The organism is Shinella oryzae (genome assembly GCF_023038235.1).
GTDB classification, from domain to species: Bacteria; Pseudomonadota; Alphaproteobacteria; order Rhizobiales; family Rhizobiaceae; genus Shinella; species Shinella sumterensis.
Genome location: NZ_CP081988.1, coordinates 996,665 through 1,023,047 on the forward strand (window position 1 = coordinate 996,665; position 26,383 = coordinate 1,023,047).

The following is a 26,383-nucleotide window of genomic DNA, read 5'->3' on the forward strand; positions in this document are numbered from 1 at the left end:
GTCCGATCCGTGCCCATTCGGCACCATCTCGGGCGATTTCTACCTGCCGATACGGCGCTAGGCCTGCCATTGCGCGGCCGATAGCATTGCTCGACCCGGTTTTCGCGGTGCGCGTGCAAAACGCAAAACCAATCGCGGACAGCCACCAAGATTGAGGCGAAAATTTCTCTACTAAAATTATTGATTATGTAGCCTTGAGTAACCGGCCCGCAAAGACAGGGCGACGGCAATTTGAGGAGAGGACCATGACCATTACCCGCAGGACCCTGCTGGCCGCCACCGCCGCCGTTGCAATGGCAGCGTCGTTCAGCACCGCCCGCGCCGCCGATGTGACGCTGAATATCGGCTACCAGCCGATCGTCGAGCCGTCGCGCGTTCCGCAGGCCGACGGCACGTACGAGAAGGCGACGGGCGCCAAGATCAACTGGCAGAAGTTCGATGGCGGCGCCGATGTCATCGCGGCGATCGCTTCCGGCTCGCTCGATATCGGCTATGTCGGTTCGTCGCCGCTCGCGGCGGCGGCAAGCCGCGAGCTGCCCATCGAGGCGATCTTCGTCGTCGGGCTGATCAGCGAAGCCGAGGCGCTGGCCGTCAAGTCGGTCGAGAAGCCGGAAGACCTCGTCGGCAAGAAGATCGCGACGCCCTTCGTTTCCACCGCCCATTACAGCCTCCTGACCGCGCTCAAGCATTGGAATGTCGATCCGAAGTCGGTCGAGATCCTCAATCTGCGCCCGCCGGAAATCGCAGCCGCCTGGGAGCGTGGCGACATCGAGGGTGCCTATGTCTGGGATCCGGTGCTGGCGCAGCTGAAGAAGAGCGGCAAGGTGCTCGCGACCTCGGCGGATGTCGCCGAATGGGGCGGGCCGACTTTCGACGCCTGGATCGTCAGCAAGAAATTCGCCGAGGAACATCCCGACGTCGTGACGGCCTTCGTCAAGGTGACGGGCGATGCGACCGCGGCCTATCGCGCCAACCCGGATGCCTGGAACGCGACGTCGCCTGAAGCGGAAAAGATCGCCCGCCTCACCGGCGCCAAGCAGGATGAGGTGCCGGCCCTGCTCAAGGGTTACATCTTCCCGACGCTCGAAGAGCAAGCCGGCGAACCGCTCCTGGGCGGCGGCACGGTGAAGGCCGTTTCGGATACGTCCGCCTTCCTGCTCGAACAGGGCAAGATTCCGGCGGCACTCTCCGACTACACGCCCTACGTCTCCACCCGCTGGGTGACGGATGCGGCAAAGCTTGTCAACTGACGCGCGACAATCCTGCGGCGGAGATGGCCCGGTCGCGCGAAAGCGCCGCCGGGCCATCGGCTGAACCCTTTCCCTTCCGGAGGTCTCATGAGCATCCTGACATTCCGCAACGTGTCGCTTCGTTATCCGCCGCAGCCGGGCCGCAAGGGCGCGGGTGAAAAGCGTGTCCTCGACGGCATCAACCTGCAGGTCGCCTCCGATGAACTCGTGGCCGTCATCGGCCGCTCGGGCTCCGGCAAGACAAGCCTGCTCAACCTCGCCGCCGGCTTCCTGGCACCGAGCACCGGCACGATCACCGTGGATGGCACGCCGGTGCGCGGGCCCGGCGCCGACCGCGCGGTCGTCTTCCAGGACGATGCGCTCTATCCGTGGCTCGATGCGCGCGACAATGTCGCCTTTCCTCTCAAGCTCAAGGGTGTGCCGCTTGGCGAGCGGCGCGCGCGTGCACAGGCGCTGCTCGACCGTGTCGGCCTCGCGGATGCCGGCGACCGGAATATCTGGGAACTGTCGGGCGGCATGCGCCAGCGCGTCGGCATCGCGCGCGCGCTCGCGGCCGAACCGCGCTTCCTGCTGCTGGACGAACCGCTCGGCGCGCTCGATGCCCTGACCCGCACGCGCATGCAGGAATTCCTGCTGCGCATCAAGGCGGAAAGCGGCGCGGGTGCGCTTTTGATCACGCACAGCATCGAGGAGGCGCTGCTGCTCGGCACGCGCGTCGTCGTTCTCTCTCCCAATCCGGGCCGCCTGACCGCCGAGATCGAGGCCGGCTTCAATGCCGAGGTGCGCGCAGGCGCCTCCGTCGCAGCCGTGAAGGCCTCGCCGATCTTCAAGCGCATGCATGCCGGGCTGACCGGCCTGATCCATTCCGGTGACGACGAGGAGCTCGCGGCATGACATTCTCCACCGATATCGAAACGCTCGCCCCCGCGGCCGACACCGCAGCCGACGAGAAGGCCCCCGCCGGCCGGCCCATTCCCGTGGCCCTTATCTCCGCGGTCACGGTCGCGGCAATCATCGGCGCGTGGGCTGTTGCAGCCTCCTACGCGCTCGTATCGCCCGTGTTCCTGCCCTCCCCCCGGCAGGTCGTCGTGGCGCTTTACAATCTCGTGGTAACGGGCTTCGTCGATGCGACGCTCGCCGAACATGTCGGCGCCAGCCTCTACCGGATCTTCGGCGCGCTGATCGCGTCGATCCTGATCGGCATTCCGGCCGGCATCGCCATCGGCACGAGCCGCGTCGGACGCGGCATTCTCGATCCCATCGTGGAATTCCTGCGCCCGCTGCCGCCGCTCGCCTATCTTCCGCTCATCATCATCTGGGTCGGCATCGGCGAGGCGTCGAAGATCACGGTGATTGCGCTCTCCATGCTGCCGTCGATCATTCTTTCGACGTCCGCCGGCGTGCGCTCCGTGTCGAAGGATCACGTCAACGCGGCGCGCTCGCTTGGCGCCACCCGGCGGCAGGTGCTGGCCGAGGTCGTCCTTCCAAGCGCCGTGCCATCGATCCTGACGGGCGTGCGCATCGCGCTCGGGGCTGGCTGGACGACGCTGGTTGCGGCGGAACTCGTCGCCGCGACGAGCGGCATCGGCTTCATGATCCAGTCGGCCGCACAGTTTCTCGTCACCGATATCGTGATTGCCGGCATCGTCGTCATCGCCCTGATCGCGATCCTGCTGGAGTTCCTCGCGCGGCTGATCGAGCGCCGGCTTGTGCCGTGGGCGGCGCATCGCTGATGCTCAGTTGAGCATCAGCCCCGTATTCGACACGGCCGCCGAAAACAGGCGGCCGTCTTTCGTTGCGGCGAAGGCCGCGCGTTCCTTCAGAAGTTCGAGAAAGTCGTAGCCCGCGGCCCAGCGGCCAAATCCGCTCGCGATGTTGATGTGGCCGGCTTCGCCGATATCGATGAGATCGCTGCCCCAGTTGTCCGCCGTCTTCTTGAGCCGGGCGACCGGCATATAGGGATCGTTCAGGCTGCCGACGACAAGCGAGGGAAACGGCAGGCGCGCTGTCGGCATCGCGCCGAACCGGATGATACACGGATGCATCGTTTCCGTCGTATCGAGGTCGCAGGGCGCGACGAGCAGCGCGCCGCGGATGCGCGAGGCGATGGGGCTTTGTGCCAGATGCGCCGCCAGCACGCAGCCGAGGCTGTGGGCGACCAGCCAGACGTCATGGCCCACCCGCTCGATATCCTCTTCCACGCGGCTGAGCCAACTCTGCCGCTCCGGGCAGGTCCAGTCATATTGCTCGACGACACGGCTTTGCGGATTGTCACGCACCCAGTGGCGCTGCCAGTGGGCCTCGGGCGAACCGTTGAGGCCGGGCAGGATAAGTGTGTCGAGCGGAATATCGATCGAGCGCATCGCGCAATCTCCTTCGCAAATCGGAATGCTTGCGATGATGCGCGCGAAGGCTGCGGAAGATAAGAAAGTCCCTCCTATAGTCCTGCAAATCCATAGAATTTCCTTGCGGAAGCTTGGGCTGCGAACGGCAAAACCCCGGGCGTTGAACCCGGGGCGTGCCAGGAGCGCTGCCGATCAGCTGTGCGTGATCTTCGTGCCGAGCACGTTCAGGCACTCGCGCATGAAGGCGGCGAGGCCCGTCCAGCCCTTGGCCGAGACCATGTTGCCGTCGACATAGGCCTCGGTGGGCTTCACGTCGATATAGATGCCGCCGACGGCCGTCACTTCCGGCTCGCAGGCGCCGAGGCCGGCGACCTTCTTGCCCTTCAGCACGCCGGGCACGGCCATCAGGATCTGCACGCCGTGGCAGATGGTGAAGATCGGCTTTCCGGTCTCGTGGAAATGGCGCACCATGTCCTGCACGCGCTTGTCGGTGCGGATGTATTCCGGGCCGCGGCCACCGGCAGCGTAGACGGCGTCATAGTCCTCGACGCGCACTTCGGAAAAGGTCTTGTTGATGTCGGCGTAATGGCCGAGCTTTTCGGTATAGGTCTGGTCGCCTTCGAAATCGTGCAGCGAGGTCTTGATGCGGTCGCCGGCCTTCTTGTCGGGGCACACGACATGTACCGTGTGGCCGACAGCCTCCATCCCCTGCTGGTAGACGTAGATTTCGTATTCCTCTGTGAATTCGCCGGTCAGCATGAGGATTTTCTTGCCGCTCATGTCTTGTCTCCTTGTCTCATGGTTGTCGTGGTGTGCCCGGCTGAAGCCGGGCACGGTCTGCGATCAGAACGGGGATGCGGGGAAGTAGAACTGGTCCGCATTTTCCGGGGTGATGAGCGGCGCGCCAAGCAGGAAGGAGCCGCGCACCGGTGCCTGGCCTGCAAACTGGGCAGCGGTCATGTAGATGGCCGACTTGATCATCGACGGCGGATAGGGCGTGGAGATCGGCGTGCGCTCGTTCTTCTCCTTCACCATCTCGATGACCTGCTTCATGCCGTTGCCGCCCAGCGCATACTTGATGTCCTTGCGGCCGGCATTGTCGACGGCCTCGAGCACGCCGAGCAGCATGTCGTCGTCATTGGCCCAGACGGCGTCGATCTTCGGATATTTCGCCAGATAGTCCTGCATCAGCTTGAAGGCTTCGTCCTGGTTCCAGTTGGCATACTGGATGTCGAGGATCTTGATGTTGGACTTGGCGATCACATCCGAGAAGCCCTTGATGCGCTCGTCGTCGATGACGGTCGGAATGCCGCGCAGCACGACGATCTGGCCTTCGCCGCCCAGCTTGTCGACGAGCCAGTGCGCGGTGTTGGCGCCAACGGCGATATTGTCGCCGGCAACATAGAGATCCTGCACCGCCGGGTCCGTCAGGCCGCGGTCGACGACCGAGATGAAGGTGCCCTGCTGCTTGATCTGCTCGACCGGCCCCGTCAGTTCCTCCGACGTGAAGGGCAGGATGACGAGCGCATCGAGCTTGCGGCTCGCCGAAAGGTCCTCCAGCGCGGAAACCTGCGCGGTCGCCGAGGACGCCGTGGACAGGACGACGTCGATGTTCGGGAACGCGGCCTCGATCTCCTTTTCGGCCTGCTCGGCGTGATAGACCACGCCGCCCGTCCAGCCGTGCGTTGCGGCCGGAATGGACACGGCGATCGTCACCTTCTCCTCCGCCTGGGCGCTGGCGAGCGGCAGGGCGATGGCCAGGGCGGCCGTTGACAGCAAGAGTGCTGCTTTCTGCATGATAGACTTCATTTTCTCCTCCTTTTGAAGTCAATGCCGGTCTCGACCGAGGGCCGGGATCAGCGGTTGGCGGTAAAGCGGTGCGCCAGCATGGCGATGATGATGATCGCGCCCTGAACGGCGGCGACGAGATATTCTGAGACCATGTCCGAGAGCACCATGACATTGGCGATGACCTCGAGGATCAGCGCGCCGGCGACGGTGCCGCCGATACGTCCACGCCCGCCGCGCAGCAGCGTGCCGCCGATGACGACTGCGGTGATGACCTGCAGTTCCCAGAGCTGGCCCGTCGTGGGGGTGGCGGCGCCAAGTCGCGGCACGTAGCAGATGGCGGCGACGGCCACGCAGACGCCCTGGATGACATAGGCCATGGTGCGCACGGCAGCGACGTTGACGCCGGAAAAGCGCGCGACCTCGACATTCGAGCCCGCCGATGTGAGGCGCCGGCCGAACTTCGTCTTGTAGAGCAGGAAGGCGCCGACGAGCACGACGACGAAGGTGATGAGCACCGGATAGGGAATGCCGAAAAGGCTGCCGAAATAGACCGGGCGATAGGCCTCGCGCAGGCTGCGGTCGATCGGCAGCGAGCCGCCGTCCGTCATGAAGGTGATGAAGGCGCGGAAGATGCCCATGGTGCCGAGCGTCACGATGAAGGGCTCGATGCGCCCGACCGTCACGATCAGCCCGTTGAAGAGCCCGCACAGCGAGCCGACGACCAGGGCCACCCCAGCCCCCATCGGGATGGCCCAGGCGCCGAAATTCGGCGCAAGATGGTTCATCACCATGATCATGATACCGGTAACGAAGGCCATCATGGAGCCGACCGACAGGTCCAGCCCGCCCGAGGAGATCACGAAGGTCGCCCCGACAGCAATGATGGCGATGAACGCGCTGCGCGTGATGACGTTGATCAGGTTGGCCGACGAGACGAAATTGGAATTCACCAGCGCGCCGAAGAGCACGATCAGCGCAAGGGCGATGAACGGCGCCAGATCGGCCCAGCGGATGCGGGCGGCGTCGTCAGCCGGCGGGATTGTTATGGTCGCTGCGTTGGTCATGGTCTTCCTCCCCGCCGTCCGCGCCGCCACCCGTCGTGGCCGCATAGACGACATTCTCCTCATTGATCTCATTGCCGCGAAGCTCGGCGACGATCCGTCCGGCCCGCATCACCAGCACCCGGTCGGCGAGGCCGACCAGTTCGGGCATTTCCGACGAGATGACGATGCAGGCCTTGCCGGCGCGCACCATCGCGTCGATGAAGTCGTAGATCTGGCTCTTGTTGCCGATATCGATGCCGCGCGTCGGCTCGTCGATGATGACCACCGAGGGGTTTGCCATCATCACCTTGGCCAGCAGCAGCTTCTGCTGGTTGCCGCCGGAAAGCTTTCCGGCCTCCAGGCGCAGCGAGCGCACCCGGATGTCATAATCGGCCACCGCCTTTTCCAGCCGCACGACCTCCGCCCGCTTGTCGAGCACGGCGCCCGGATTGACGGAATCGAGCGCCTGGAGCGTCAGGTTGGGGCCGAGCTTCTCCTCCAGAAGAAGGCCCTTTCCCTTTCGGTCCTCGGTCAGGTAGACGAGCCCGGCTTCCATCAGCGTGCGCACCGACCGGCCGGCGATCTCCTTGCCATTCACGGTCACGCGCGCCGCCTGCGAAGGGCGAAGCCCCATCAGGCCTTCGATCAGTTCCGTGCGTCCTGCCCCGATCATGCCGCCGATGCCGAGCACCTCGCCCGGACGCACGTCGAAGGATACCGTCTCGGAGCCGTGATCGACGGCGAGATCGCTCACGGTCAGGATCGGCTCGGCCATGGCTTCCGGCCGCTTGTGCGGATAGAGCATGTCCAGCTCGCGCCCGACCATCAGCTCCGCCATCTCGCGCTGGCCAAGGCCGGCGGCCGGCCAGGTGCCGATCATCCGCCCGTCGCGCAGCACGGTGATGCGGTCGGCCAGCGCCTGCACCTCATCGAGGCGGTGCGAGATGTAGAGCACGGCGACGCCGTGGTCGCGCAGGCTGCGTACGATATCGAGCAGCGCCGCCACTTCGTCATTCGCCAGCACGGCCGTCGGCTCGTCGAGGATCACGACCTTGCGCTCGTCCAGCAGGGCGCGGGCGATCTGCACGAGCTGGCGCTGGGCAAGCGGCAGGTCGCAGACGCGGTCGCGCGGACGAGCAGTCGAGCCCACCCTTGCCAGGAGTTCGGCGGTGCGCCGGTTCATCGACCGATCGTCGACCATCAGGCCGCGGCCGACCTCCCGGCCGAGAAAGAGGTTTTCGGCGACCGTCAGGTCGGCCGCCAGCAGGATTTCCTGGTGAACCAGCACGATGCCCGCATCTTCGGCTTCGACCGCATTGCGGAAGGCGACCGGCCTGCCGTCCATGAAGAGGCCGCCCTCGGTCGGCGTCACATGGCCGGAGAGGAGCTTCATCAGCGTCGACTTGCCGGCCCCGTTCTCGCCGATGATCGCGTGCACCTCGCCGGGGCGGATGTCGAGCGTGACATCCGACAGCACGGTGATCTGACCATAGGTCTTGCCAAGCCCCTCGGCGCCGAGGGCGGCGGCCGTGCCCGCGGGCGCCATGGCCAGCTGTGGGGTGACGACCGCGTTCATTCGAAGGCCGACAACAGGCGGTCGCGCGAACGCTCGATATGAATGCGCATGGCATCGTATGCCGCCTGCGGTTCGCCGGAGCGGAAGGCGGCGAGCAGGTTCTCGTGTTCCTCCAGCGCTTCCTGCGTGACGCGGGTGTGGAACATCAGCCGGAAGATATGCAGGTGGACATGCTGGTTCGACAGCGTACTGCGGATGATCTCGTTGCCGGCGATCTTGAGAATGGCGTCGTGGAATTGCGCGTCGGCGCGGGCGAAACGGGAATAGCGCGTGTTGCGGTCGACCGGCGTCTCGCCATGGCCCATGTCGGCGGCGGAGGTCTCCAGCTGCGACAGCGCCTCCGGCGTCATGTTGATGACCGCAAGCCGCGCCGCCTCCGGCTCGACCAGAAGGCGGAAGGCGTAAAGGTCCTCGAACTGCTTGCGCGTCCATTGCGGGGCAGCGCTATAGCCGACGAGATGCTCCTTGCGGACCAGCCCCTCGCGCTCCAGACGGCTCAGCGCTTCACGGATCGGCGTCTGTGATACGCCGAGGTCCCGGGAGAGCACGTCGATCGGAATGCGTGCTCCCGGCGCGATCTCCAGCGACATCAGGCGATGGTAGATACTGTCGTAAACACCTTCCACGACGCTGATGGGGCGAATAACCGGCGCCTTGCCTTCCCGCTCCGCTGCAATTGCCACGTTTGCTCTCCGACTGCTTATTGACATGCGATCTTTTGTTGCAAATAAGATATCCTATGTCAAATACAATATCGTATATGATCCGATATAGGATATGAAATGCAGGTGATGCCCGATCAACTCCGCAGGCTGGCGACGGCGCTGCTCGAAAGCCGGGGCGTGGAGCCTCGGGCGGCAGCGCTTCAGGCCGACCTTCTGGTCGAGGCGGAGTTGCGCGGCCTGCCCTCGCACGGGCTGCAACGCTTGCCCCTTCTGCTGTCACGCCTTGAGAAGGGACTGGCCGACGGGCGCGCGCAGGGGGCCTTCAAATGGTCGCGGCAGGCCTTTCTCGATGCGGATGGCGAGCGCGGCCTTGGTCCCGTCGTGCTGATGAATGCGATGCAGCGCCTGAGGAAGAGCCTGCCCGAAACGGGGATAGCGGTGGCGGCCATTCGCAACGCCAACCATATCGGCATGCTCGCCTATTATGCAGAGACCGCCGCGCGCCAAGGGCTGATCGCGATCGTGATGTCCACGAGCGAAGCCCTCGTCCATCCCTTCGGCGGCACAAAGGCGATGCTCGGCACGAACCCGGTTGCGATCGGTATTCCCGCAGGCGAGCGACCGTTCGTGTTGGACCTCGCGACCAGCGTCGTCTCCATGGGCAAGATCCGCAACCATGCGCTGCGCGGCGTGCCGATCCCGCCGGGTTGGGCCGTCGATGCGCACGGGGAGCCGACCGAGGATCCCCTCGCCGCGCAGACCGGCGCCATCGCGCCCTTCGGCGATGCGAAGGGCTATGGTCTTGGCCTCGCCATCGAGCTTCTTGTGGCGGCGCTTGCCGGTTCGGCCCTGTCGCCTGACGTGCACGGCACGCTCGATGACGATCATCCCGCCAACAAGGGCGACCTTCTCGTCCTCATCGACCCCGCCGCCGGCAAGGGCGCGGCCCCCGCGCTGACCGCCTATCTCGACAGCCTGCGGCTCTCCCGCCCGCTCGATCCTGCAAGACCGGTCGCCATTCCCGGCGATGGCGCGCGCAGCCGCCGGGCCGCCGCGATGGCCGAGGGCATCACCCTGCCGCAGCCGCTTTTCGAACAGCTTATGGCCCTTGAGGCCGCCTGAATTCACTGGAGGAGACACGGAATGAACCTATTCGGCACATTGAGGGCGCCGCGCGAACTGCTCTTCGGGGCCGGCCAGCGCCACGCGCTCGGCAGCGTCGCGGCCAGGCTCGGCCGCCGCGCGCTGGTCGTCACGGATACCCGCCTTGCGGCGGACGCCGATTTCCGTGCGCTGGTCGGCCAGTTGGAGGCCGCGGGCCTTGCCGTGCTCATCGACAGCTCCACCCTGCCGGACGTTCCCGTCGAACAGGCCGTCGCGAGCGCCGAGAATGCGCGGATATTCCGGCCTGACCTCGTCATCGGCATCGGCGGCGGCTCCTGCCTGGACATGGCGAAATGCGTGGCGCTTCTTCTAGCGCATGGCGGACGCCCGCAGGACTACTACGGCGAACACACGGTTCCCGGGCCGGTGCTGCCGCTGATCGCCATCCCCACCACCGCCGGCACGGGGTCCGAGGTGACGCCGGTTGCGGTGCTGTCGGACAGCGAGCGCAGCCTGAAGGTCGGCATTTCCAGCCCCCATCTCATTCCGACCGTATCGATCTGCGACCCTGAACTGACCCTTTCCTGCCCGCCCGGTTTGACGGCGATTGCAGGTGCGGATGCGCTGACCCACGCCATCGAGGCCTTCACGGCGATCCGGCGCGATCCGGTGCCCGGCCTTGCGCTGCAGCGGGTCTTCGTCGGCAAGAATGCGCTGTCGGATCATTTTGCGCTGAGCGCCATCCGCCTCCTGTGGCTGGGGCTTGAAGCGGCCTGCAAGGACGGCGCCGATCAGGCCGCGCGCGAAAAGGTCATGCTCGGTGCGACGCTTGCGGGGCTTGCCTTCGGCGTGGCCGGCACGGCTGCGGCCCATGCCATCCAGTATCCCGTCGGCGCGCTCACGCACACCGCTCACGGCCTCGGCGTCGCCTGCCTCATGCCCTATGTCATGACCTGGAACCAGCCGGCCATCGGGCCGGAACTCTCTGAGATCGCCGACGCCGCGGGTCTCGACGGCCCCGAGGACGTCATTCCCGCGCTTGCCGCGCTGTTCGAACGGATCGGCATTCCCGTCACGCTTCGCGATCTTGGCCTCGCCGAAGACCGCATCGACTGGGTGGCCGAGCAGAGTTCCGGTATCGCGCGCCTCATCCAGAACAATCCCCGCCCGCTGAACCCGCAGGAAATGCGCTTCCTCGTCGCCGCCGCGCATGGCGGCGACCGCGCCAGCCTGATCTGATCTGAAAGGACAAGCCATGACGTTCCACGCCAAAGTTTCCGGCTATGCCGATCCCGCACTCCACGCCCAGGGCCTCTATATCGGCGGCAGCTGGGTCAAGGGCGGCGGGATAAAGGTTCTCGACCCCTCGACCGGAAATCTCCTCGCCGAGGTAGCCGACGCGTCCATCGACGATGCCCGCCGCGCCGTCGACGCGGCCGAGGCGGCTGCCGCCGGCTGGCGCGCCACCCCGGCCCGCCAGCGCGCCGAAATCCTGCGCCGCTGGTTCCAGCTGATGACGCAGCACGCCGAGGAGCTGGCCACACTGATCTCGCTCGAAAACGGCAAGGCGCTGCCCGATGCACGCGGCGAAGTGGCCTATGCAGCGGAGTTTTTCCGCTGGTATGCCGAGGAGGCCGTGCGCATTCCGGGCGAATATCGTCATACGCCGTCCGGCTCGCACAATATCCTCGTCGATCACGAGCCGATCGGCATTGCGGTCCTCATCACGCCGTGGAACTTCCCCGCCGCCATGGCGACGCGCAAGATCGGCCCGGCGCTTGCCGCCGGCTGCACCGTCATCCTCAAGCCCGCCTCCGAGACACCGCTCACCGCCTATGCCATGGCGCGCCTCGGCGAGGAGGCAGGGGTGCCGCCCGGTGTCGTCAACGTGCTGACCACGACCAATCCGAGCGGCGTGACGAACGCCATGCTTGCCGATCCGCGCGTGCGCAAACTCTCCTTTACCGGCTCCACGGGCGTTGGCCGCACACTTTTGGCTGAGGCCGCCAAGTCGGTCGTCAGCTGCTCGATGGAGCTTGGCGGCAACGCGCCGTTTCTCGTCTTCGACGACGCGGATCTTGAAGCCGCGCTCGATGGCGCGATGATCGCCAAGATGCGCAATGCCGGGGAAGCCTGCACCGCCGCCAACCGCTTCTATGTGCAATCGGGCATCCACGACGCCTTCGTCGCCGGCCTGACGGCCCGCATGGCGGCGCTCAGGATCGGTCCCGGCTATGATCCGGAGACGCAATGCGGTCCGATGATCACGACGAATGCCGTGCGCAAGATCGACCGCCTCGTTTCCGACGCTGTGGCCGCAGGCGCCCGCGCTACGACGGGCGGCAAGCCGCTTGGCGAAAACGGCTATTTCTATCCGCCGACGGTTCTGGAAAACGTGCCCGTCGACGCAGCGATTGCGCGCGAGGAAATCTTCGGCCCCGTCGCGCCCGTCTACAAGTTCGACACCGACGACGAGGCGGTTCGCCTTGCCAACGACACCGAGTATGGTCTGGCCGCCTATATCTATTCCGGAGACCTGAAGCGGGCGCTCAAGGTCGGCAAGCGCCTCGAAAGCGGCATGCTGGGCATCAACAGGGGGCTGATGTCGGACCCGGCGGCACCCTTCGGGGGCGTGAAGCAGAGCGGTCTGGGCCGTGAAGGCGGCGTTACCGGTATTCTGGAATTCATGGAGGCGAAGTATTACGCCGTCGAGTACTGACGCAGGAGAGCGAAGAGGATGACGTCACAGGACCTTTACCGGATTCGCGATTTCGTGCCTGATTTCGATGCGATCGCGGCCGAATTTGCGGAGCGCAGCCGGGTGTTTTCGGCTCGCGCGGAGGTGCTGGCCGATCTGCGTTACGGCGCGCGGCCGCGCGAGGTCCTTGATGTCATCCTGCCGGAGCGCCCGAAGGCCGGTGCGCCGATGCACGTCTTCGTCCACGGCGGGTACTGGCGCTCCGGCGAGAAGGAGAACTATCGCTTCGTTGCCGCACCGGTCCTGGCCGCCGGCGGTGTCGCGGCCCTTGTCGAATATGATCTCATGCCCGGCGAGCGGCTCGATGTGCTCGTCGGCCAGGTGCGGCGTTCCGTGCTCTGGCTTCAGGAGCACGCACGCGATTTTGGCGCCGATCCCGCGCGGCTCACCGTCAGCGGCCATTCGGCGGGCGCCCATCTCGCCTCGTTCCTTGCCGCGACGGGCGTCGACGAAAAAGAGGCGCCGCCACTTCCCGCCCTGAAGGGACTTTTCCTGCTCAGCGGCATCTATGACCTCTCTGGAATTCCCGGCAGCTTCCTGCGCGACGAAGCGCGGATGACGCCCGCGGAGGCGGCGGCGTGGTCGCCGTTGACCGCCGCCCAGCATGCCTGCGCCCTGCGTGTGATCGCTTTTGGCGCGGAGGAAACGACGCCCTTCCTTGAGCCCGCATCGGCACTGCATTCCCGATTGAACGCGCAGGGCGAGGCTGCCCAGCTTCTCCCGCTGCCTGGCCTCAACCACATGTCGGTCGTGCTGGACCTGGGAAACCCGCTCGGCATCGCCGGCGGCCGCATCGCGGATATGGTCGCATCGAGCTGACGCGATCCGGGCGGAAAGCGAAGCCGCGCCGCCCTGTCTCTTTCCCTGAATTTCCCAAAGCTGCAAATGTTGCCGGCATTTTCGCTCGGAAAATTCCCGCAAACGGAATTTTGCACGCCCCTGTCGCGCAGGCGGGATGAATCTTCCAAGAAAAATCACTGATAAAAGCAGCAAATTCAATCGGTTGGATATTCTTTCCATCAAGGCCTCGCCACGGGATTGACAAGGTTCCGGCGCCCATGATGCCATGCTAGCAACATATGTGAAATAATATCACTTATGTTGCTCTCTGGGAGAGAGGGCGATTTTCGGTTCTTTAGGGAGGAAACCAATGAACACGCGTCGTACATTTCTTGCCGGTCTCGCCGGCACCGTTTCGGTTCTCGCCGTCATGGCACTTTCGCCTGCCGCCGCTCATGCCGAGGGCCTGAAGATCGGTTTCAGCCAGGTCACGCTTCAGTCGCCCTTCTATGTCCAGCTGAAGAACGGTGCGGAGGCCGCCGCCAAGGCATCCGGCGATACGCTCGTCTTCCTCGACGCCAATGGCGATGTCAGCAAGCAGAACAACGATATCCAGGATCTGATCACCCAGGGTGTGAGCGCGATCATCATCAACCCCGTCAACCCGGAAGCCGTCGCCCCGTCGCTTGAGGCCGCCGCCGCTGCCGGCATTCCCGTCATCACCGTCGACCGTCCCGTCACCGGCGGCAAGGTCGCCGCCCATGTCGGCCGCGACAACAAGGCGATGGGCAAGCTGGTCGGCGAAGCCGTTATCGCGAAGCTGAAGGCCGATGGCGTCACCGGCGCCAAGGTCATCGAGATCCAGGGCGATGCCGGCGGCGCGGTCATGATGGACCGTCGCGATGGCTTCCATGCCGCGCTTGAAGGCTCCGGCCACACGATCGTCGAAGGCCCCTATGCGGAATATATCCGCGCCAACGCCGTGACGGCCATGCAGGACCTGCTTCAGGCCAATGCCGACGTCAAGGTGGTCTACGCCCATAACGACGACATGGCGCTCGGCGCCCTGCAGGTTCTCAAGGAAAACGGCCGCGACGACGTGCTGATCGCCGGCGTCGACGGCCTGTCCGAGGCTCTCGAGGCCATGGCCGACGGCAAGTACATCGCCACGGCGCTGAACGACCCGCAATATCTCGGCGACGTCACCATCCAGGTCGCACGCGAAGCTGCTGCCGGCAAGACGGTCCCCGCTTTCGTCGATGCCGGCACGGCCCTCGTGACGCCCGACAAGGTCGGCGAATACCCGCATAAGGAACTGTTTGCGGAATACCGTCCGCAGGTTCTCGACAAGTAACTCCCAGGGCGGCGGGGGGAGCTCCGGCTCCTCCCGCTTTTCCGAACGCTGGCGGCTGTCCGCCGGCGCAAGCCATTTCGTTTTAAAGGAACCCATTCATGCGCGCCGCCGTCCTCTACACGCCCGGAGACATCCGCCTCGAAAATGTCGACAAGCCCGTTCCGAAGGCGAACGAGGTCCTGCTGCGCGTGGCCGCCGTCGGTGTTTGTGGATCGGACCTGCCGCGCATGCTCATCAAGGGCGCGCACAAGATGCCCATCATCTGCGGCCACGAATTTTCCGGACATATCGAGGAACTGGGCGCTTCGGTAACGGGCTTTTCCAGGGGCGACCTCGTCACGGTCCCGCCCATGCTGCCGTGTGGCACCTGCGACCAGTGCGCAACCGGAAATTTCTCGCGGTGCCGCAACTACGATTACTTCGGCTCGCGCCGTGACGGCGCCTATGCCGAATGGGTCTGCGCGCCGGTCGAAAACCTCCTGAAGGCGCCCGAAGGCTGCGATCCGCGAGCCGCCGCCATGGTCGATCCCGCCTCGATTGCCCTTCACGCCATCTGGAAGGCCGGCGGCGTGCGCATGGGCGATCGCGGCGCGGTCATCGGCTGCGGCCCGATCGGCCTCTTCGCCATTCAGTGGATGTTGCTGATGGGCGCGCGCGATGTCGTCGCCATCGATGTGTCCGAGCAGAAGCTGGAGCTTGCCCGCCAGGCCGGTGCGACGCACACCTTCCTTGTCGGGGGCGACCTGCCGAAGGAGCTGCTTGCCGATATCATCGTGGAAGCGGCGGGGCATCCGACATCGGTCAACGCCGCCGTCAGGCTCGCCGCGCCAGGCGGTCATGTGGTCTTCATCGGCATTCCCGTCGGCGACATACCCCTCACCAATGCCGCATTCCAGCACTTCCTGCGCCAGGAAGTGTCGCTGCACGGTTCGTGGAACTCCTTCGGCGCACCCTATCCCGGCAAGCAGTGGACGGTGACGCTGGACAAGCTTGCGTCCGGTGCGCTGAAGTGGGAGTTCATGATCACACACGATCTGGAGCTGGAGGAACTGCCTGGGATCTTCGAGCGGCTTCGCACCGACCGCGAATTCTTCTTCTCGAAGATCATGTTCCACCCCTGAAGGGGTGCCCGGCACTGGAGGCGCTGCCGGGCGACGGAGAATTTAGGGAGGATCATCGGTCATGGCTCATATCCTGAGCTTCGACTTCGGTACGGGCGGCCTTCGCGCCGGCATCTACGACACGGACCGGCGCCAGATGCTGGCCCAGGCGGAGGCGGCCTACGCGACGCACTATCCGCGCGCCGGCTGGGCGGAGCAATCCCCTGCCGAGTGGCGTGCGGCCCTGCGCACGGCCGGCCGCGCCGTGCTCGAAAAGGCGGGCCGGCGCACCGTCGATGCGGTCTGCGCCGCCACGACCGCCTCCACCGTGGCGATCTGCCAGCGCGACGGCACGCCGCTCTCTCCCGCCCTGCTCTGGATGGACTGCCGCGCTGAAGCCGAGGCGCGCGAGACGGCGAGCCTTGACCATCCCGTCATGCGCTATTGCGGCGGCTCCGATGCCGTCGAATGGCTGGTGCCGAAGGCCATGTGGCTGAAGCGCAACCGCCGGGACATCTGGGATGCCGCCGAGGTCGTCTGCGAGGCGCTCGATTACGTCAATTTCGACCTGACGGGCGAATGGGTCGGCTCACGAATGAACGCCGCCTGCAAATGGAACTACGACAGCGCCGTCGGCCAGTTCGTGCCCGCGGTCTACGAGGCCTTCGGTATCGCGGACCTGACTGAGCGCCTGCCGCAGCGCATCGTGCCCGTCGGTGGCGTGATCGCGCCGATGCGCGCCGCCATGGCGGCAGAACTGGGACTGGAAAACCGGCCCGTCGTCGCCCAGGGCGGCATCGATGCCCATATCGGCATCCTCGGTGCCGATACCATCGAGCCCGGCGGCATGCTGTTCATCGGCGGCACGTCCATCGTCCAGCTGGTGCAGCTTGCAGAAGAGTCCGACGTTTCCGGCTTCTGGGGCCCCTACCCCAACGCGCTCAACGACGGCCGCTGGCTGGTCGAATGCGGACAGGTGGCAGCCGGCTCGATGCTCAACTGGCTTGCCGGCGAGATGTTCGGGCTGGATGCCGCCGGCCACGCCGCGCTGATCGCCGATGTCGCGGCCAATCCGTCGCGATCGGAAGGCCTGCTGGCGCTGGATTACATGATGGGCAACCGTACGCCCTATCGCGACGCCGCCCTGCGCGGGGCGCTGATGGGCCTGACGCTCGGCCATACCCGAACTGACGTCTATGCCGCCTCGATCGATTCCATCGCGCTCGGCTCGGCCAATGTGCTGTCGGTGCTGAAGGCGCGCGGCGTTTCCGTGGACCGCGTCATGATGGCGGGCGGCATCGTCAAGAACGCCGCCTGGCTTCAGGCGACGGTCGATGCCATCGGTCAGCCGGTGCAGGTCGCGCGCGAGGACAATCTTTCGCTCGTCGGAACCGCGGCCGCTGCGGCTGCCGCCATCGGCGAATTCCCGGATCTTCGCGCCGCCGCCGCCGCTTGCGTGGCGCCGTCGAAGGAACTGCTGCCCGATCCGGCGCGCGCTGAATGGTTCCAGAAGATGCTGCCGCTCTATCAGGATGCGACGGAACGGCTGCGGCCGGTGCTCCACCAGCTGGCAAGCCGCCAGAGGGAGGCGTGACATGGCCGAACGCAATCCCTATTCCGTCCGCCTGCCCTCCTCCGATCAGCGCGATCACCTGATCGTCCAGGTCGCCAAGCTCTATTACGACCTCGACCGCACCCAGTCGGAAATCGCAAACGAACTCGGCCTCACGCGCTGGCAGGTCGGCAAGCTTTTGACCGAGGCGAAGGAGGCGGGCATCGTCCGAATCGAGATCACGCCGCGCGCCGGCCGCAGGACCACGGTCGAACTCGAATTGCAGCGCAGCTTCGGAGTCAAGGAGGCCATCGTCGTGCCGACCGGCGAGATCGATGACCCCAGCCTCGTCATCGACAGCGTCGCCCAGGCCGCCGCCACGCATCTGGCGAGCCTCAGCCCCAAGCCGAAGCTGATCGGCGTCAGCTGGGGGCGCACCATGTCGGCAGTCGCCCGCGCGCTTCCGAAGGACTGGTGCCCGGGGCTTCATGTCGTGCTCGTCAACGGATCGACCGCGCTGACGGCGACCAGCAGCCGCAATTCCGCCGTCGCGGAGGAATTCGCGCAGTCGACGGGTGGGCGCGCGACGCTGCTGCCCGTGCCGGCGATCATCGGCTCGAAATCCACCCGCCAGGCGCTTGAACAGGATCCCATTCTCGGCCGCGTTCTGGCGCTGGCCGAAGAGGCGCCGGTGCTCTGCTTCGGTCTCGGCGGCCTCACATCCCAGTCGGTCCTGCTCGGTTCCGGCTACCTCGGCGACGAGGATATCGCGCGGCTGCGCAATCTGGAGGCCGTCGGCGACATCATGGGCCGCTTCGTCGATCGCAACGGCCGCATCGCCGACACCCAGCTCGACGACCGCACCATCGGTCTGAAGCTGGAGGCGCTTGCGGCCAAGGAGCGGGTGATCGGTGTCGCGGCGGGCGAGGACAAGCACCGCATCGCGGCGGCCTGCCTGCGCGCCGGTTACGTCACCGATCTCGTGACCGACGAGGTTACGGCACGCCGCATTCTGGAGGAGGGCGTATGACGCCGGACGTATTGACCATCGAGGGCCTGTCGAAACGCTTCCCGCCCAGCATCATTGCGCTGGAAGAAGCCAATATCGCCGTGCGCAAGGGCGAGGTCCATTGCCTTCTCGGCGCGAATGGCGCCGGCAAGTCCACCTTCCTCAAGCTCATCGCCGGAGCGCTATCGCCATCGGCCGGCAAGATTCAGGTGGACGGCACGCCGGTGCATTTCCGCGCGCCGGCGGAAGCGGCTCGCGCCGGTATATCGATGATCTATCAGGAACTCGATCTCGTGCCGCAGCTGACGGTGGCGGAAAACCTCTTCCTCGGTCACCCGCCGTCGCGCTTCGGCTTCATTGATAAACGAAGCCGCCGGGCGCGGGCCCGCGAAGCCCTTGCCCGGGTCGGCGCGAGTTTCACGCCGGAGGACCGCGTCGGCAGCCTTTCCATCGCCAACCAGCAATTGACCGCGATTGCCCGTTCGCTGACGCGCGAGGCGAAGGTCATCATCATGGACGAGCCTTCGGCGGCACTCAACGAGACCGAACTGAAATCCGTCTTCCGTGTCATCCGCGAACTGACGGCGCAGGGCGTCGCCATCCTTTATGTCAGCCACCGCCTGGGTGAGCTTCGCGAGATCGGCGACCGCGTGACCGTGCTGCGCGGCGGGCGCACCATCGAGACCTTCGATGTCGAGGGCACGCCCGACAGTGCGCTGGTGGAAGCCATCCTTGGGCGCGATCGCGGCTTCGTCGAGCGCCGCGAGCGGCCGCCGGTCACCGGCGAGGTCGTGCTGAAGGTCGATCGTCTGACGGCGGCGAACGGCCTCGATATCCGCGATTTCGAACTGCGGCGCGGCGAGATCGCCGGCCTCACCGGGCTGAATGGCTCCGGCCGCACGTCCTTCCTCAAGGCGCTGTTCGGGGCCGACCCGCACGAGGCGCGCATGTCGCTCTACGGTAAACCCTACAAGGCGAAGACGCCGCGCGATGCCATCGCCGCCGGCCTCGGTCTCGTGCCGGAGAGCCGCAAGACGGAAGGGCTCATCCTCGACGCGCCGATCTATCGCAACGCCACCCTGCCCGCCATGCAGGGGCAGTTCCTCGCACGGCACGGTCAGCTCAAGGCGAAGACGGTGCCGGTGCTCAGGCAGCTTTCCACCAAATACGGCTCGCCCGAGCAGAAGGTCATCCAGCTTTCGGGCGGCAACCAGCAGAAGGTCGTGCTGGCCAAGTGGATCATCAAGGGCGCCAGGCTGCTCCTGCTCGACGAACCCTCACGCGGCCTCGATATCGGCGCCAAGGCCGATCTCTACCGTCTGGTCGACGAACTGGCCGCCGATGGGGCGGCCGTCATCGTCGCCTCGTCCGAGCTGGAGGAGCTCTATGCCGCCTGCGACACGATCTGGGTGTTCCATGAGGGGCGCAACATCGCCCGCTTCGATCCCGCCACCACCGATCAGGACACGATCCTGAAACATCAGATTCTCGGAGACCACCATCATGACTGATACTGTGACGGGCGTTGCGCCGGCACGCACTTCCGGGCGTCGCGTCGCCGATCTTCTGATCGAGTACAATTTCATCGCGATCTTCCTCGTCGTCGTCGCGATCGCCGCGATCCTGTCGCCGAACTTCCTGACGTCGACCAACATTGCCAACCTGTTTCAGCAGGCGGCCGTGGTCGGCGTCGTGGCGGTCGGCATGACCTTCGTCATCCTGACGGGCAATATCGATCTTTCCGTCGGGTCGGTCGTGGCGCTGTGCGGCATGCTCGTCGCCGTCTTGCTTGCCGGCGGCATGCCGATCGTGCCCGCACTGGCCATCACCATCCTGACCGGCGCGCTTGCGGGCGCCGTCATCGGCCTCATCACCGCGCTGGCCGAAGTGCCGAGCTTCATCGTCTCGCTTGCCGGCCTCGTGTCGTTCCGCGGCATCACCTACCTGCTGACGGATGGCGTGCCCGTCTCCGGCCTGCCGCCATCCTTCGGCGCGATTTCCTCGACCATGGTCCCGGTGCTGCCCGGCCTCCAGGTCAGTTCGATGGGCCTCATCTTCGTTGTGCTGTGCATTGCCGCCGGCGCGTTGCTGCGCCTCACGGTGTTCGGCGAATCCGTCTATGCAACGGGCGGCAATGCGGAGGCGGCAAGACTTTCGGGTTTGCCCACCACCCGCATTCTCGTTCTCGTCTTCACGGTGTCCGGCGTCATGAGCGCGCTCGCCGGCATTCTCCTCACATCGCGCCTGCGCATCGGCCAGCCGACCGCCGCACAGGGGCTTGAACTTGACGCCATCGCAGCGGTGGTGCTTGGTGGCACATCGCTTTTTGGCGGACGCGGCGGCGTGCTTGGCACTTTTTTTGCCGTCATGCTGCTGCAAGTGCTGCGCAATATCTTCAACCTGCTCGGGCTCGGTTCCTTCTACCAGATGACCGTGACGGGCCTGATCATCGTCGCGGCCATCCTTCTCAACCGCTTCATCGACATCCGCAGAGGCCGGGCATGAAACCGCAAGAAAAATCGCTGGAAACCACCATGACAGATCACTTCCCCCGGCCCGAGGGCACGCCGCTGACGCTCGACTGGTTCGAGACGCATTCGGTCAACCTGTCGGCCGCGCAGCGTCGTGCCGCGACCCTGCCCACCCGGCGCTCGGTCAAGAAGGAGTGGCAGGCGGCGTGGCTGCTGCGCGCAATCACCTGCATCGACCTCACGACGCTGGCGGGCGACGACACCGAAGGCCGCGTCCAGCGTCTCTGCGCCAAGGCGAAGGCACCGGTGCGCGCCGATCTTCTCGAAGCGCTCGGCATCGAGCGCCTGACGGTCGGCGCGGTCTGCGTCTACCCGACGATGGTCGGCCATGCCGTGAAGGCGCTCGAAGGCAGCGGCATCCCGGTCGCCTCCGTCGCGACGGGCTTTCCCGCCGGCCTCACGCCCCTGCCGCTCAGGCTCGGCGAAATCCGCTACGCCGTCGAGCAGGGCGCCAAGGAAATCGACATCGTCATCACCCGCGAGCATGTGCTGCGCGGCAACTGGTCGGCACTCTATGACGAGATGCGCCAGATGCGGGAAGCCTGCGGCGACGCCCATATGAAGGCGATCCTCGCGACCGGCGACCTCAAGACGCTTTCCAACGTCTACAAGGCCTCGATGGTCGCGATGCAGGCTGGCTCGGATTTCATCAAGACCTCGACCGGCAAGGAAGACGTCAATGCCACGCTGCCGGTGTCGCTCACCATGGTCCGGGCGCTGCGTGACTATAAGGACCGCACGGGCCAGATGGTCGGCTTCAAGCCGGCCGGCGGGTTGAAGACCGCCAAGGATGCGATGAACTGGCTGATCCTCATGAAGGAGGAACTCGGCACGCGCTTCATGATGCCCGATCTCTTCCGCATCGGCGCGTCCTCCATGCTCGGCGACATCGAACGCCAGCTCGAACATCATATTACAGGCCGCTACTCGGCCGCCAACCGCCACGCGCTGGCCTGAGGTTAGACCATGCCTTCCATCAAGGACATTATGCAGACCATGGAATACGGCCCCGCCCCCGAAAGCAACGCAGAGGTCAAGGCCTGGCTTTCCGCCCGCTCCGCCGGCATCGGCCACTTCATCGACGGCAGGTTCACGAGCGCCGCCGGCGATCTCATCGATGTCGTCAACCCCGCGACGGAGGACGTCATCGGCCGTGTCGCCAAGGGCACCGCTGATAATGTCGATGCGGCGGTCGCGGCTGCGCGCGCGGCGTTCCCCGAATGGTCGGCGCTGCCGGGCCATGAGCGCGCGAAATATCTCTATGCCATCGCGCGCCACATCCAGAAGCGCGAGCGCTTCTTCTCCGTGCTGGAGACCATGGACAACGGCAAGACGATCCGCGAGACCCGCGATATCGATATCCCGCTCGTCGCGCGCCACTTCTACCATCATGCCGGCTGGGCCGAACTCGTCGCCGACGCGTTCCCGCAACACAGGCCGGTCGGCGTCTGCGGCCAGATCATCCCGTGGAACTTCCCGCTGCTGATGCTCGCCTGGAAGGTCGCGCCGGCGCTTGCGGCCGGCAACACGGTCGTGCTGAAACCGGCCGACCTCACGCCGATGACCGCGCACGCCTTCGCCGAACTTCTCGTCGAGATCGGCCTGCCCGCCGGCGTCGTCAACATCGTGCAGGGCGACGGCGAGACGGGAGCCGCCATTGCCGGCCATCCCGATGTCGACAAGGTCGCCTTCACCGGCTCGACGGATGTCGGCCGCCTCATCCGCCGCCAGATCGCCGGCTCGGGCAAGAAGCTCAGCCTGGAACTCGGCGGCAAGTCGCCCTTCATCGTGCTGGAGGATGCCGATCTCGATGCCGCGGTCGAAGGCGTCGTGGATGCGATCTGGTTCAACCAGGGCGAGGTCTGCTGCGCGGGCTCCCGGCTCCTCGTCCAGGAAGGCGTCGCGCCGCGCTTTTTCGACAAGCTGAAAGCCCGCATGGCGACGCTCCGCGTCGGCGATCCGCTCGACAAGACGATGGATATGGGCGCCGTCGTCTCCATGAAGCAGCTTTCGCGCATCAAGACCCTTCTGAAAGCCGGTGAAGAGGAAGGGGCGACGCTCAATCTCGCTCCCGTGGCCTTGCCGGAAAAAGGCGCCTTCTGCACGCCGGGCTTCTTCACCGACAGCCATCCCGCCAACAGCGTGTCGCAGGTCGAGATCTTCGGCCCTGTGGCAACGACGCTCACCTTCCGCACGCTGGACGAGGCCGTCGCGCTCGCCAACGACACCCGCTACGGCCTGGCCGCCTCTCTCTGGTCGGAGAACGTCAACCGCGCCATCGAGCTCGCCGCCCGCGTCAAGGCGGGCGTCGTGTGGATCAACGCCACCAACATGTTCGACGCAGCCGCCCCCTTCGGCGGTTATCGCGAAAGCGGCTATGGCCGTGAGGGTGGCCGCGCCGGCATGCTCGAATATCTCACCACCGGTTGGGACAAGCAGGGCAAGGTCCGCGCCGCCTCGGCCGCCCCCATCGATGTGGCCCCTGCCACGGGCAAGGCCGACCGCACGGCAATCGACGTGACGGCAAAGCTCTATATCGGCGGCAAGCAGGCGCGGCCGGATGGCGGCCAGAGCTACACGGTCTATGGCAAGGGAGGTGCGGCCATCGGCGAGGCCGGTCTCGCCAACCGCAAGGATGTGCGCAACGCCGTCGAAGCGGCAAACAAGGCGACCGCCTGGGGTGGCGTGACCGCGCATAACCGCGCGCAGGTGCTCTATTTCCTCGCCGAAAACCTCGAGCAGCGCCGTGATGAATTCGTGGCGGCCCTCGCTGCAACGGGCACCGTCGCGAAACCGGAAGAGGAGTTCGAGGCGGCGATCCGCCGGTGCTTCTGGTATGCCGCGCAGGCCGACAAGTTCGACGGCGCCGTGACCGCGACGAAGTCGCAGCATGTCACGATGACCGTCAACGAGCCCTTTGGCACGATCGGCGTCGTGGCGCCCGACGAGGCGCCGCTTCTCGCCCTCCTCTCCTTGATCCTGCCGGCGATCACCATGGGCAACCGCGTCGTGGCCGTCGCCTCGCAGGCGCATCCGCTCATCGCCGCCCGCCTCTACCAGGTCTTCGAAACGTCGGACATTCCCGCTGGCGTCGTCAACCTGCTGACCGGCGAGCGCGATGTGCTGGCAAAGACGCTTGCCGAGCACGACGACGTGGCAGCACTCTGGTACTGCGGAAGTGAGGACGGCTCGCGCATGGTGGAAGTTGCGTCGGCCGGCAATCTCAAGCCGGTCTGGTCCGATCTCGGCCGTCTGCGCGACTGGCTGGACCCGCGCTTCGGCCACGGCCAGGAGTATCTGCGCCGCGCCAGCCAGGTGAAGACGATCTGGCTGCCTTACGGCGAATGACCAAGACGGGCGGGGAGCGACAGCCTCCCCGCCCCGCCGTCCCCGATCTCGACTTTTTGACGCCCTGCGCCCACGGCATATCGCATCCGCCCGACCTCCAGCGACCAGCGCATCCCCGGGTTAATTCGTATTTGAATGATCAATTCCTCTGTGGCAGTGTGGCCGTGCGGAGGAGGCACGCATCATGATCATCGATACCCACCTGCATCTCGTCTACCGGGACCGCCTGACCTATCCCTGGCTTGCCGACGTGCCGCCTCTCAACGCCGATTTTACCCACGATCTTTACGCCAGGGAGGCCCGGCGTCTCGGCATCGCGGCCTCGCTGCATATGGAAGTGGATGTCGCCGAGACGGACATCGCGCGGGAGACGGAGGTCATCGAGGCGCTCGCCTCCGCTGCGGACAGCCTGCTCGTCGGCGCCATCGCCAGTTGCCGGCCGGAGCTGCCCGACTATCCCGCCTATCTCGAGCGCGTGCGCGCCAACCCCTTCGTGCGCGGCTTTCGCCGCGTGCTGCATGTCGTGCCGGACGACGTGTCGGAAGGGGCCTTGTTCCGCGAAAACATCGCAAGGCTTTCCGGCAGCGGGCTTACCTTCGATCTCTGCGTCAAGCCGCACCAGATCGAACGGGCGATCGCCCTTGTCGACCTCGCGCCGGATGTCTCCTTCGTGCTGGATCATTGCGGCGTGCCTGACATCGCCGGCGGCGGGTACGATCTCTGGAAGGGCCCATTGTCGGAGATCGCCCGGCGCCACAACGTCACGGTCAAGCTGTCGGGGATTCCGGCCTATGGCGCGGAAAACTGGACGCTGGAGGACCTGAAACCCTATTTCGCCCACGTCGTGCGCTGCTTCGGTTTCGACCGCATGGTCTGGGGCAGCGACTGGCCGGTCTGCACACTCGGCGGCGGCCTCTCCACCTGGATCGGCGCCACGCATGCGCTCCTGTCGGGCGTCAGCCTGCCGGAAAAGGCCGGGGTGCTCTCGGACAATGCGCGCCGGTTGTGGAAGATCAGCCCGCGAGCGTAGCGCCGGCTTGCCGTAGCGGTCAGAGCGTCTGCGGCGCGATGAACTGATAGTAGGCCCACGCCAGCAGGATCACGGCCAGCACGGCGAGCCAGATGTGCCCGGCCTGGAGCCGTTGCGCGGCGGCGGGTTTCTTTTCCGGCTGCGGCTTGCGTCGTTCGAACTTCACTACATTGTCGTCGTCCAAGGCGTTTCCTCCCGATGGCAGCGCCGCTGACTTACCGGTGCTTCGCCATGCAATGCAAGAGCGGTGTGGCTTGCTCGCCTAATCTGCCCTGCCGGTGATCGCCACACGTTCGAAATGCCCGCGGCCGAGATGGCCCGCACCGTCACGTATGTCGGCGGTTATGGCGGCCTTCAGCGCCTCGGCGTCCTGTCTTGTTATGGCCAACAGCGCTTCGGCGTGGCGATCGACCTGGTAGGTTTGGGAAAGGTTTTCGCCGGCCCGCCGCATGAAGGGGCCAAGACGCAGCCAGAGGGATTCGATCAGCGGCAGAATCACCGTGCCCGGGCGCGCCTCGTACAGGGCGCGATGGAAGGCGAAGTTGGCTTCCACCAGCCGGCGGAAATCGCCCGCGGCCAATGCCTCGTCCGCCTGTCGGTCGAAGGCCCGCATACGGGCGAGCGCAGGCGGGTCTATAAAGGGCATCGCGCGTTCGGCGGCGCGCGTCTCCAGCGCGGTGCGCGCCTCCAGCACCTCATCGAAACCGGCGGAATCGAGGTCCGGTACCCGGACGCGGCGGTTGTCGAGCAGTTCCAGCGCACCTTCGGAGACGAGCCGGTGCAGCGCTTCGCGTACCGGCATGGCGCTGACGCCAAGCATGTCGGCGAGGCCGTTGATCGTCACCGGTTCCCCCGGTTCGAAACCGCCTGTCATGATGCTGTGCCGCAAGACACGATACACCCACTGCTTGGCGGATTCGCTTTCTTCCCGCCGCTCGGAAACCAGCATGCTCATACCCTCCCTGTGCGGGTCCGCCAATCTGCGCCAAAGGCCGACTTAGGGCTGAATTCTCGGTAGATTGCACGCAGAACTGATAATGTTGCGAAGCCGAAAATGACCCTTTACAGATTTGATCAAATTATGATTTGTTGTGATCATAAGCAAGATAAGCATATCACATAAGAGCCGTGATCGACGGTCAGACAA

Annotated in this window: 24 protein-coding genes; 16 read left to right on the top strand and 8 right to left on the bottom strand. The window is 65.6% G+C overall.

Annotated features, from left to right (window positions below):
* Positions 1-245 precede the first annotated feature (245 nt).
* From tauA to K6301_RS20940, 3 genes are all read left to right on the top strand, one after another.
* On the top strand, positions 246-1,250 hold the full coding sequence (tauA, locus tag K6301_RS20930; RefSeq protein ID WP_134650390.1) for a taurine ABC transporter substrate-binding protein: 1,005 nt from the start codon (positions 246-248) through the stop codon (positions 1,248-1,250).
* Between the two features lie 87 nt (positions 1,251-1,337).
* Positions 1,338-2,144 (top strand): taurine ABC transporter ATP-binding protein, encoded by an 807-nt coding sequence (locus K6301_RS20935; RefSeq protein ID WP_247220757.1) that lies wholly within the window; start codon positions 1,338-1,340, stop codon positions 2,142-2,144.
* Positions 2,141-2,983 (top strand): ABC transporter permease subunit, encoded by an 843-nt coding sequence (locus tag K6301_RS20940; protein ID WP_247220759.1) that lies wholly within the window; start codon positions 2,141-2,143, stop codon positions 2,981-2,983. Before K6301_RS20935 ends, K6301_RS20940 begins: the two co-directional genes overlap by 4 nt.
* A gap of 3 nt (positions 2,984-2,986) precedes the next feature.
* Here K6301_RS20940 and K6301_RS20945 read toward each other — a convergent pair whose 3' ends face one another.
* From K6301_RS20945 to K6301_RS20970, 6 genes are all read right to left on the bottom strand, one after another.
* A complete protein-coding gene (locus K6301_RS20945; protein WP_134650393.1) occupies positions 2,987-3,613 on the bottom strand; it encodes an RBBP9/YdeN family alpha/beta hydrolase in 627 nt (208 codons plus the stop codon).
* Between the two features lie 174 nt (positions 3,614-3,787).
* Complete coding sequence (locus tag K6301_RS20950) at positions 3,788-4,375, bottom strand: DJ-1/PfpI family protein (RefSeq protein ID WP_247220761.1); 588 nt, start codon at positions 4,373-4,375, stop codon at positions 3,788-3,790.
* Between the two features lie 63 nt (positions 4,376-4,438).
* On the bottom strand, positions 4,439-5,404 hold the full coding sequence (locus tag K6301_RS20955) for a substrate-binding domain-containing protein (protein WP_247220763.1): 966 nt from the start codon (positions 5,402-5,404) through the stop codon (positions 4,439-4,441).
* A 47-nt stretch (positions 5,405-5,451) separates the two neighbouring features.
* The gene (locus K6301_RS20960) at positions 5,452-6,450 is read right to left on the bottom strand and encodes an ABC transporter permease (RefSeq protein WP_247220765.1); all 999 of its coding nucleotides are present in this window, start codon (positions 6,448-6,450) and stop codon (positions 5,452-5,454) included.
* Positions 6,413-8,005, bottom strand: a complete 1,593-nt coding sequence (locus tag K6301_RS20965) for a sugar ABC transporter ATP-binding protein (protein ID WP_247220767.1) — start codon at positions 8,003-8,005, stop codon at positions 6,413-6,415. The genes K6301_RS20960 and K6301_RS20965 overlap by 38 nt, the downstream gene beginning before the upstream one ends.
* The gene (locus K6301_RS20970; RefSeq protein WP_306162138.1) at positions 8,002-8,715 is read right to left on the bottom strand and encodes a GntR family transcriptional regulator; all 714 of its coding nucleotides are present in this window, start codon (positions 8,713-8,715) and stop codon (positions 8,002-8,004) included. Before K6301_RS20970 ends, K6301_RS20965 begins: the two co-directional genes overlap by 4 nt.
* Before the next feature lie 72 nt (positions 8,716-8,787).
* Between K6301_RS20970 and K6301_RS20975 the strand changes: the two genes are divergently transcribed.
* From K6301_RS20975 to K6301_RS21035, 13 genes are all read left to right on the top strand, one after another.
* Complete coding sequence (locus K6301_RS20975) at positions 8,788-9,792, top strand: Ldh family oxidoreductase (RefSeq protein ID WP_343298947.1); 1,005 nt, start codon at positions 8,788-8,790, stop codon at positions 9,790-9,792.
* A 21-nt stretch (positions 9,793-9,813) separates the two neighbouring features.
* Positions 9,814-11,013: an iron-containing alcohol dehydrogenase gene (locus K6301_RS20980; RefSeq protein WP_247220772.1), complete on the top strand. Its 1,200-nt coding sequence runs from the start codon at positions 9,814-9,816 to the stop codon at positions 11,011-11,013.
* Positions 11,014-11,029: 16 nt separating this feature from the next.
* The gene (locus K6301_RS20985; RefSeq protein WP_247220773.1) at positions 11,030-12,493 is read left to right on the top strand and encodes an NAD-dependent succinate-semialdehyde dehydrogenase; all 1,464 of its coding nucleotides are present in this window, start codon (positions 11,030-11,032) and stop codon (positions 12,491-12,493) included.
* Between the two features lie 18 nt (positions 12,494-12,511).
* Positions 12,512-13,351: an alpha/beta hydrolase gene (locus tag K6301_RS20990; RefSeq protein WP_247220774.1), complete on the top strand. Its 840-nt coding sequence runs from the start codon at positions 12,512-12,514 to the stop codon at positions 13,349-13,351.
* Positions 13,352-13,682: 331 nt separating this feature from the next.
* Entirely contained in the window at positions 13,683-14,666 is a 984-nt protein-coding gene (locus tag K6301_RS20995; protein WP_160871185.1) for a substrate-binding domain-containing protein, read from the top strand.
* A gap of 98 nt (positions 14,667-14,764) precedes the next feature.
* On the top strand, positions 14,765-15,787 hold the full coding sequence (locus K6301_RS21000; protein ID WP_247220775.1) for a galactitol-1-phosphate 5-dehydrogenase: 1,023 nt from the start codon (positions 14,765-14,767) through the stop codon (positions 15,785-15,787).
* A 61-nt stretch (positions 15,788-15,848) separates the two neighbouring features.
* A complete protein-coding gene (locus tag K6301_RS21005) occupies positions 15,849-17,360 on the top strand; it encodes an FGGY-family carbohydrate kinase (protein ID WP_247220776.1) in 1,512 nt (503 codons plus the stop codon).
* Between the two features lies 1 nt (position 17,361).
* The gene (locus tag K6301_RS21010; RefSeq protein WP_247220777.1) at positions 17,362-18,348 is read left to right on the top strand and encodes a sugar-binding transcriptional regulator; all 987 of its coding nucleotides are present in this window, start codon (positions 17,362-17,364) and stop codon (positions 18,346-18,348) included.
* Entirely contained in the window at positions 18,345-19,838 is a 1,494-nt protein-coding gene (locus tag K6301_RS21015; protein WP_247220779.1) for a sugar ABC transporter ATP-binding protein, read from the top strand. Before K6301_RS21010 ends, K6301_RS21015 begins: the two co-directional genes overlap by 4 nt.
* Entirely contained in the window at positions 19,831-20,832 is a 1,002-nt protein-coding gene (locus K6301_RS21020; protein WP_160871181.1) for an ABC transporter permease, read from the top strand. The genes K6301_RS21015 and K6301_RS21020 overlap by 8 nt, the downstream gene beginning before the upstream one ends.
* A 29-nt stretch (positions 20,833-20,861) precedes the next feature.
* Entirely contained in the window at positions 20,862-21,815 is a 954-nt protein-coding gene (deoC, locus tag K6301_RS21025; RefSeq protein WP_134650409.1) for a deoxyribose-phosphate aldolase, read from the top strand.
* A gap of 9 nt (positions 21,816-21,824) precedes the next feature.
* Positions 21,825-24,206: an aldehyde dehydrogenase family protein gene (locus K6301_RS21030; protein ID WP_247220781.1), complete on the top strand. Its 2,382-nt coding sequence runs from the start codon at positions 21,825-21,827 to the stop codon at positions 24,204-24,206.
* Between the two features lie 184 nt (positions 24,207-24,390).
* Entirely contained in the window at positions 24,391-25,236 is an 846-nt protein-coding gene (locus K6301_RS21035) for an amidohydrolase family protein (RefSeq protein ID WP_247220782.1), read from the top strand.
* A gap of 19 nt (positions 25,237-25,255) precedes the next feature.
* Here the strand turns inward: K6301_RS21035 and K6301_RS21040 are convergent, their stop codons facing one another.
* Complete coding sequence (locus K6301_RS21040) at positions 25,256-25,420, bottom strand: hypothetical protein (protein ID WP_247220783.1); 165 nt, start codon at positions 25,418-25,420, stop codon at positions 25,256-25,258.
* Between the two features lie 78 nt (positions 25,421-25,498).
* On the bottom strand, positions 25,499-26,185 hold the full coding sequence (locus K6301_RS21045; RefSeq protein WP_247220785.1) for a GntR family transcriptional regulator: 687 nt from the start codon (positions 26,183-26,185) through the stop codon (positions 25,499-25,501).
* Positions 26,186-26,383: the final 198 nt, after the last annotated feature.

Bases quoted from the DNA above. Each gene is read 5' to 3' on its own strand.
- K6301_RS21010 (WP_247220777.1), top strand. From the start codon at position 17,362: ATGGCCGAACGCAATCCCTATTCCGTCCGCCTGCCCTCCTCCGATCAG.
- K6301_RS20950 (WP_247220761.1), bottom strand. From the start codon at position 4,375: ATGAGCGGCAAGAAAATCCTCATGCTGACCGGCGAATTCACAGAGGAA.
- deoC (WP_134650409.1), top strand. From the start codon at position 20,862: ATGACAGATCACTTCCCCCGGCCCGAGGGCACGCCGCTGACGCTCGAC.
- K6301_RS20965 (WP_247220767.1), bottom strand. From the start codon at position 8,005: ATGAACGCGGTCGTCACCCCACAGCTGGCCATGGCGCCCGCGGGCACG.
- K6301_RS21045 (WP_247220785.1), bottom strand. From the start codon at position 26,185: ATGCTGGTTTCCGAGCGGCGGGAAGAAAGCGAATCCGCCAAGCAGTGG.
- K6301_RS20970 (WP_306162138.1), bottom strand. From the start codon at position 8,715: ATGTCAATAAGCAGTCGGAGAGCAAACGTGGCAATTGCAGCGGAGCGG.
- K6301_RS20960 (WP_247220765.1), bottom strand. From the start codon at position 6,450: ATGACCAACGCAGCGACCATAACAATCCCGCCGGCTGACGACGCCGCC.
- K6301_RS20935 (WP_247220757.1), top strand. From the start codon at position 1,338: ATGAGCATCCTGACATTCCGCAACGTGTCGCTTCGTTATCCGCCGCAG.
- K6301_RS20945 (WP_134650393.1), bottom strand. From the start codon at position 3,613: ATGCGCTCGATCGATATTCCGCTCGACACACTTATCCTGCCCGGCCTC.
- K6301_RS20990 (WP_247220774.1), top strand. From the start codon at position 12,512: ATGACGTCACAGGACCTTTACCGGATTCGCGATTTCGTGCCTGATTTC.
- K6301_RS20995 (WP_160871185.1), top strand. From the start codon at position 13,683: ATGAACACGCGTCGTACATTTCTTGCCGGTCTCGCCGGCACCGTTTCG.
- K6301_RS20985 (WP_247220773.1), top strand. From the start codon at position 11,030: ATGACGTTCCACGCCAAAGTTTCCGGCTATGCCGATCCCGCACTCCAC.
- K6301_RS21000 (WP_247220775.1), top strand. From the start codon at position 14,765: ATGCGCGCCGCCGTCCTCTACACGCCCGGAGACATCCGCCTCGAAAAT.
- K6301_RS21030 (WP_247220781.1), top strand. From the start codon at position 21,825: ATGCCTTCCATCAAGGACATTATGCAGACCATGGAATACGGCCCCGCC.
- K6301_RS21005 (WP_247220776.1), top strand. From the start codon at position 15,849: ATGGCTCATATCCTGAGCTTCGACTTCGGTACGGGCGGCCTTCGCGCC.
- K6301_RS21020 (WP_160871181.1), top strand. From the start codon at position 19,831: ATGACTGATACTGTGACGGGCGTTGCGCCGGCACGCACTTCCGGGCGT.
- K6301_RS20955 (WP_247220763.1), bottom strand. From the start codon at position 5,404: ATGAAGTCTATCATGCAGAAAGCAGCACTCTTGCTGTCAACGGCCGCC.
- K6301_RS20940 (WP_247220759.1), top strand. From the start codon at position 2,141: ATGACATTCTCCACCGATATCGAAACGCTCGCCCCCGCGGCCGACACC.
- tauA (WP_134650390.1), top strand. From the start codon at position 246: ATGACCATTACCCGCAGGACCCTGCTGGCCGCCACCGCCGCCGTTGCA.
- K6301_RS21035 (WP_247220782.1), top strand. From the start codon at position 24,391: ATGATCATCGATACCCACCTGCATCTCGTCTACCGGGACCGCCTGACC.
- K6301_RS21015 (WP_247220779.1), top strand. From the start codon at position 18,345: ATGACGCCGGACGTATTGACCATCGAGGGCCTGTCGAAACGCTTCCCG.
- K6301_RS20975 (WP_343298947.1), top strand. From the start codon at position 8,788: ATGCAGGTGATGCCCGATCAACTCCGCAGGCTGGCGACGGCGCTGCTC.
- K6301_RS20980 (WP_247220772.1), top strand. From the start codon at position 9,814: ATGAACCTATTCGGCACATTGAGGGCGCCGCGCGAACTGCTCTTCGGG.